The sequence below is a fragment of the Streptomyces sp. NPDC087787 genome (assembly GCF_044743035.1).
Classification (GTDB): domain Bacteria; phylum Actinomycetota; class Actinomycetes; order Streptomycetales; family Streptomycetaceae; genus Streptomyces.
Map to the genome: position 1 here is coordinate 127,381 of NZ_JBIUVQ010000020.1, position 7,139 is coordinate 134,519.

At 73.4% G+C, this 7,139-nt stretch carries 2 protein-coding genes (1 of these 2 running past the window's edge); both read left to right on the forward strand.

Going from position 1 to position 7,139, the window contains the following annotated elements:
* Positions 1-2,041, forward strand: the end of a protein-coding gene (locus tag ACIOWN_RS28230) for an amino acid adenylation domain-containing protein (RefSeq protein ID WP_401983674.1). The gene continues 12,131 nt to the left of window position 1, outside the view; only the last 2,041 of its 14,172 coding nucleotides appear in the window; its start codon lies beyond the left edge, outside the window; it ends in the stop codon at positions 2,039-2,041.
* Positions 2,035-7,139 (forward strand): amino acid adenylation domain-containing protein (locus tag ACIOWN_RS28235; RefSeq protein ID WP_401983675.1); only part of this gene is annotated, 5,105 nt, incomplete at its 3' end. The genes ACIOWN_RS28230 and ACIOWN_RS28235, both read left to right, overlap by 7 nt.

A 7,139-nucleotide genomic window follows, 5' to 3' on the forward strand; every position in this document is an offset into this window, starting at 1 on the left:
GCTGCTCGCCCGGCCCGGACTCGCCCAGGCCGCGGTGGTCGTGCGGGAGGACCAGCCGGGCCTCAGACAGCTCGTGGCCTACGTGGTCCCGGACGAGGGCGCCCGGCCACCGGAGCCCGCCGTGCTGCGCAAGGACGTCGCGGCCGCGCTGCCGGACTACATGGTCCCCGCCGCCTTCACCGTCCTGGACGCGCTGCCGCTCACCGCGAACGGCAAGCTGGACCGTGCCGCCCTGCCCGCGCCCGAGTTCGGCGGCGAACCCGGACGCGGCCCCGCCACCGAGCGGGAGGCCGCCCTGTGCCGGATCTTCGCCGAGCTGCTCGGCCGGGAGACGGTCGGGGCCGACGACGGCTTCTTCGACCTCGGCGGCGACAGCATCGTCTCCATCCAACTGGTCAGCCGGGCCCGGGCGGCCGGGATCGAGCTGACGGTGGCGGACGTGTTCGAGCACCGCACCCCCGCGGCGCTCGCCCGGATCGCCGAGGCCGCGACCGAGTCCCTCGCCGAGGACGCGGACGCGGGCATCGGCGAGCTGCCGCTCACCCCGATCATGCACTGGTGGCGGGAGCACGGAGGCCCGGTCGACGGCTTCCACCAGGCGATGACGGTCCGGACGCCCGCCGCGCTCGACCTGCCCCGACTGACCGCGGCCGTACAGGCCGTGCTCGACCGGCACGACGCGCTGCGCCTCCGCCTGACCAGGGACAGCGACGAGGACTGGCGGATCGAGGTACGCCCCCGGGGCGAGGTACGCGCCGAACAGCTGGTGCACCGCGTGGACTTCGCGGACGCCGCCGCCTCCGGCGACGTCGAGGCGCAACGCGCGCTGCTCGTGGAGCACGGCCGGGCGGCGGCGCGGCGGCTCACCCCGGAGTCCGGCTCGCTGGTGCGGGCGGTCTGGTTCGACGCCGGTACCGGTCGGCCCGGACTGCTGCTGCTGGCCGTGCACCACCTGGTGGTGGACGGCGTGTCCTGGCGGATCCTGCTGCCGGACCTGGCCGCCGCCTGGTCCCGGGCGGCGGACGGCCGGGAGCCGCTCCTGGAGGCGGTGCCCACCTCGCTGCGCACCTGGGCCGGACGCCTGGCCGAGGAGGCGAACAGCGCACGCCGAATCGAGGAAATGCCACTGTGGCGAGCCGCGTTGAGCGGCCCCGACCCGCTGCTGGGTGCCCGGCCGCTGGACCGGGAGCGTGACGTGTTCGGCACGGCGCACAGCCTGCGCCTCACCCTGCCCGCCGAGGTGACCGAGCCGCTGCTGACGAGCGTGCCGGCCGTCCTCGGCGCCGGGATCAAGGACGTGCTCCTCACCGCGTACACGGTGGCCGTGGCCTCCTGGCGGGCCCGGCGCCGGCCGACCCGGGGCAACGCGGTGCTGGTCGAGATGGAGGGCCACGGCCGCGAGCCGGTGGTCAGGGGCGCCGATCTGGGCCGTACCGTCGGCTGGTTCACCAGTTCCTTCCCGGTGCGCCTCAATCCGGGGCAGGTGGACTGGAACGACTTCTGGGGTGGCGGCGCGGCGGTGGACGCCGTGCTCGCCAAGGTGCGCGCCCAGCTCGCCGAACTGCCCGACGGCGGGATCGGCTACGGGCTGCTGCGCTATCTCAACGAGCGTACGGGGCCGCAGCTGGCGACCCTGCGCACGCCGCAGCTCGGCTTCAACTATCTGGGCCGGTTCGCCGCCGGCGGCGGTGACGCCCCGGCCCAGGACTGGAGCCCGCCGCCCGGCCTGGCCGGACTGACCGGCGGCGGCGACGCCGCCATGCCCATGGCACACAGCCTGGATCTCAACGCGCAGACCGAGGACCGTGTTGACGGCCCGCGGCTGGTCGCCGCCTGGGCGTGGCCCGACGGGATGTTCGACGAGGCGGACGTACGGGACCTGGCCGAGGCCTGGTTCCGGGCGCTGACGTCCATGGTGGACCGCGCCCGCGCCCTGACGGCGGCACCCGCCCGGCCGGGCACGCCCGCGCTGGTCACGGTGGACCAGCAGGAACTGGACGAGTTCGAGAACGAACTGGACGACGAGGGGTTGTCATGGTGAACCAGTCGCGCATCGAGGATCTCCTGCCCTTGTCGCCCTTGCAGGAAGGGCTGCTGTTCCACTCCCAGTACGCGCAGGACGACGAGAGCGCCCTCGACGTCTACACGGTGCAGATCGCCGTGGACCTGGACGGAACCCTGGACACCGGCCGGCTCCGTGACGCGGCCGCCTGGCTGCTGCGCCGGCACGCCAACCTGCGGGTCGGCTTCCGCCGCCGCAAGAACGGCGATCCGGTGCAGGTGGTGTACCGCAGCGTCGAGCTGCCCTGGTCCGAGATCGACCTCAGCGACGGTCCGGCCGACCGGCGGGAGGACCGGCTCGCCGAGCTGATGGCCGCCGACCGGGTGCGCCCGTTCGACCTGAGACGTGCGCCGCTGCTGCGCTTCACCCTGATCCGGCTGGGCGGGAACCGCTGCCGGTTCCTGATGACCAACCACCACATTCTGCTCGACGGCTGGTCGGGACCGCTGCTGATGCGCGAGCTGTTCGCACTCTACTCCGGCGGCGAGCTGCCGCCGGTGACTCCCTACCGCGACTACCTGTCCTGGCTGGGACGGCAGGACCGGCGGGCCGCCCTCGCCGCCTGGCGCGACGCGCTGGGCGACGTCCAGGAGCCCACCCTGGTGGCGCCGGACGCCGAGCGCGGCGCGGTGGTCCCGCAGGACCTGCTGGTCACGCTGCCGGAGGAGCTGAGCAGCGGGCTGGCCGAGACGGCGAGGCGCTGCGGCGTCACCCTGAACACCGTGGTGCAGGCGGCCTGGGGCGTCCTGCTGGGCAAGCTGACCGGACGCGACGACGTCGTCTTCGGCGGCACCGTCTCCGGCCGGCCCTCGGCGGTCCCCGGCGTGGAGAACATGGTCGGCTCGTTCATCAACACCCTGCCGGTACGGGTCTCCGCGCGGCCGGCCGAATCCTGGGCGGGGCTGCTCGAGCGGCAGCAGCGGCGGCAGGTGGACCTCCTCGACCACCACCACCTGACGCTCGCCGACGCCCAGGCGCAGTCCGGTGTGACCGGCGAACTCTTCGACACCCTGGTCGTGTTCGAGAACTATCCCGTGGAGGCCGACGGACTCGGCGAACTCACCGAGGGCCTGCGGATCACCGGCGCGGTCGGCCAGGACGCGACCCACTACCCGCTGAGCCTGTTCCCGGCGCCCGGCCGGCGCATGCGGATCCGGCTCGGCTACCGCCCGGACCTGTTCGACCGGGAGCGCGCGCAGGGCATCCTGGACGCGCTGGTCGGCATCCTCACCCTCATCCACGCGGACCCCGGGGCACCCGTCGGCCGGGTCCAGGCCCTGCCCCCGGCCGAACGCCACCTGCTGCTGACGGAGTGGAACGACACCGCGGTCCCCGCGGGCGCCGAATCCGTCGTCGACGCCTTCGCGAGGCACGCGGCACTCACCCCGGACGCCGTCGCCGTGATCGACGCCGACGGCGAGGTCTCCTACCGGGAGCTGGACGAGCGCGCCAACCGGCTCGCCCGCCACCTCGTGGCCGCGGGAGTCGGACCGGAGTCATGGGTCGCCGTGGCCCTGCCGCGCGGGGCGGCGCTGCTGACGGCGCTGCTCGCGGTCCTCAGGACCGGCGGCGCCTACGTCCCTCTGGACCCGGAGTACCCGGCCGACCGGATCGGCTACATCCTCGACGACGCACGCCCCTGCGCGCTGCTCACCGACTCCTCCGTGACCGGCCTGCCCGAGGTCCCCGGGGTGCGGCGCGTCATGCTGGACGAGAGCACGGTCACCGACGCCCTCGCGCAGCTTCCCGGCACCGGCCCGACCGACGCCGACCTGACCGCGCCGGTCCGTCCGGCCCACCCGGCCTACGCGATCTACACGTCCGGCTCCACCGGCCGCCCCAAGGGCGTCGTGGTCTCCCGCGCCAACATCGCCAACCTGGTCGCCGACATGCGGGCCCGGTTCGGTGTCGACGCCGCCGACCGGCTGGTCGCGGTCACCACCGTCGCGTTCGACATCGCCGCGCTGGAACTGTTCGTACCGCTGAGCGCGGGCGCCACCGTGGTCATCGCCTCCCGCGACCAGGTGCTCGACCCGCCGGCGCTCGGGCGGCTGATCACCGGCACCGGCGCCACGCTCATGCAGGCGACCCCCACCCTGTGGCAGGCCCTGGTCTCGGAGCGGCCGATGGCCCTGGCCGGGCTGCGGGTCCTGGTCGGCGGCGAGCCCGTGCCGGCGGGCCTGGCCGCCCGGCTGCGCGCGCTGGCCGCCGAGGTCACCAACGTCTACGGCCCGACCGAGACCACCGTCTGGTCCACCTCGGCCCTGCTGGGCGACCGGCCGGGGCTTCCGCCGATCGGTCGCCCGATCGCCAACACCCGTGCCTACGTGCTCGATTCGGCGCTGTCCCCCACCCCGGTCGGTGTCGCGGGCGATCTGTACCTGGCCGGGGACGGCGTGGCCCGCGGCTACGCGGGCCGGCCGGGACTGACCGCCGAGCGGTTCACGGCCGACCCGTTCGGCGCGGCGGGCTCCCGCATGTACCGCACCGGTGACGTGGCGCGCTGGTCGGACGACGGCCGGCTGGAGTTCGTCGGCCGGGTGGACGACCAGGTGAAGATCCGCGGCTTCCGCGTCGAACCCGGCGAGATCGAGGCGGTGCTGGCCGAGCACGACGACGTCTCCCAGGCCACCGTGGTCGCCCGGGCCGACGAGTCGGGCGAGAACCGCCTGGTCGCCTATCTGGTGCCGGTCTCCGGCCGAAAGGTGCCGGCGGTCGACGCGCTGCGCGCCCACGCGGCGACCCGGCTGCCCGACTACATGCTGCCGGCCGTCTTCGTCCCGCTGGACGCGCTGCCGCTGACCCCCAACGGCAAGGTGGACCGCAAGGCGCTGCCCGCCCCCGACTTCGCCGCCCTGGTCACCCGCCAGGGCCCGCGCACCCCGCAGGAGGAGATCCTGTGCGGGCTGTTCGCGGAGATGCTCAACCTGAAGTCGGTCGGCGTCCACGACAACTTCTTCGAGCTGGGCGGCCATTCGCTGCACGCGACCCGTGTGGTCAGCCGGATCAGATCGGTGTTCGAGGTCGAACTGCCGCTGCGGGAGCTGTGGGAGGCGCCCACCGTCGCCGAACTGGTCGGCCGGATAGGCGGTGCGGCCGGCGCCCGCGCCACCCTGCGGCCGTGGGAACGGCCGGCGGAGATCCCGCTGTCCTACGCGCAGCGCCGGCTGTGGTTCATGAACCGCTTCGAGCGGACCAGCACCGCCCACAACATCGTCCTCGCGGTGCAGATCAGCGGGCCGCTCGACGTCGACGCGCTGCGCGCCGCCGTACGAGACGTGGTGGCCCGGCACGAGAGCCTGCGCACCGTCTTCCCCGACCGGGACGGCGAGCCGCGCCAGGACATCCTCCCTGCGGACCGGGGCTGCGAGCCGGCCGTCGTGCGGACCACCGCGGAGGACCTGGACACCGCCATCGCCGCGGCCTCCGCGCAGAGCTTCGACCTGGCCGTGGAGACCCCGCTGCGGGTCACCCTGTTCGAGACCGGCCCGGAGTCCCATGTCCTGCTGACCGTGCTGCACCACATCGCCGGCGACGGCTGGTCGCTCGACCCGTTCTCGGCCGACCTGGCACGCGCCTACACCTCCCGGGCCGCGGGTACGGCGCCCGACTGGCAGCCGCTGCCGGTGCAGTACGCCGACTACACCATGTGGAACTACGAGATCCTGGGCTCCGAGGACGACCAGGACAGTCTGATCCACCGGCAACTCGACTTCTGGAAGCAGACGTTGACCGGTCTGCCGGAGGAGCTGCGCCTGCCCACGGACCGGCCGCGGCCCGCCGAGGCCGACTACCGGGCCGACTCGGTGCTGCTGCACCTGCCGGCCGAACTGCACCGTGATCTCGCCGCGCTGGCCCGGCAGACCGGCACCACGCTGTTCATGGTGCTCCAGGCGGGCCTGGCCTCGCTCCTTTCGGTGCTGGGCTCGACGTCCGACGTGGTGCTGGGCAGCCCGATCGCGGGCCGTACGGACGACGCGCTGGAGCGGGTCGTCGGCTTCTTCATCAACACGCTGGTACTGCGCACCGACCTGTCCGGTGACCCGACCTTCGCCGAGCTGCTGGGCCGCGTGCGTGAGGCGGACCTCGCGGCCTACGCCCACCAGGACGTGCCGTTCGAGCGGCTGGTCGAGGTGCTCAACCCGGAGCGCTCACTGGCCCGCCACCCGCTCTTCCAGGTGTCGCTGGCACTCCAGAACACGCCGGAGAGCAGCATGGGCCTGTCCGGCCTGAACTGCACCGTGCGCCAAGTGCCGGTCAAGTCGACCCAGTTCGACCTTTCCCTGAGCTTCAACGAGAGCATCGACCGCGAGGGCGGACTTCAGGGGATCAGCGGCATCGTGGAGTTCCGCCTCGACCTCTTCGACCGCTCGACCGTCGAGGAGCTGGGCGAGCGGCTGGTGTGCTTCCTGGAGGCCGTGGCCGCCGACCCGGAACTCCCGGTGCGTGCCGTCGACGTGCTCTCGGCGCCGGAACGGCGGCAGTTGCTGCACGAGTGGAACGACACGGCTCGTGGTGATGTGGTGCCGGTGACGTTCCCGGAGTTGTTCGACGCGACCGTGGAGCGCAATCCGGACGCGGTGGCGCTGGTGCACGGCGAGGAGTCCCTGTCCTATCGGGACACGGACGAACGCGCCAACCGGCTCGCCCGCGTCCTGATCGACGCCGGAGTCGGCCCCGAGCGCCTGGTCGCACTCGTCCTGCCCCGCTCGGTCGACATGGTCGTGGCCCAACTCGCCGTACTCAAGGCAGGCGGCGCCTACCTGCCCATCGACCCCGACTACCCGGCCGAACGCATCGAGTACATCCTCGGCGACGCCACACCCGCACTGATCCTCTCCACCGAGGACACCGCCCAACGGCTGGCGGCACCAGGCGCCGGGGCACGTTGGCTCACCGTCGACACCGACCCGGACACGGACAGCTCCCCGATCGACGACCAGCACCGCACCACCGCTCTGCGAACCGACCACCCCGCCTATGTCATCTACACCTCCGGCTCCACCGGACGCCCCAAGGGCGTAGTGGTCTCCCACCGAGGCCTGGCCGCCTTCGCCACCTCCTGCGTCGAACGGTT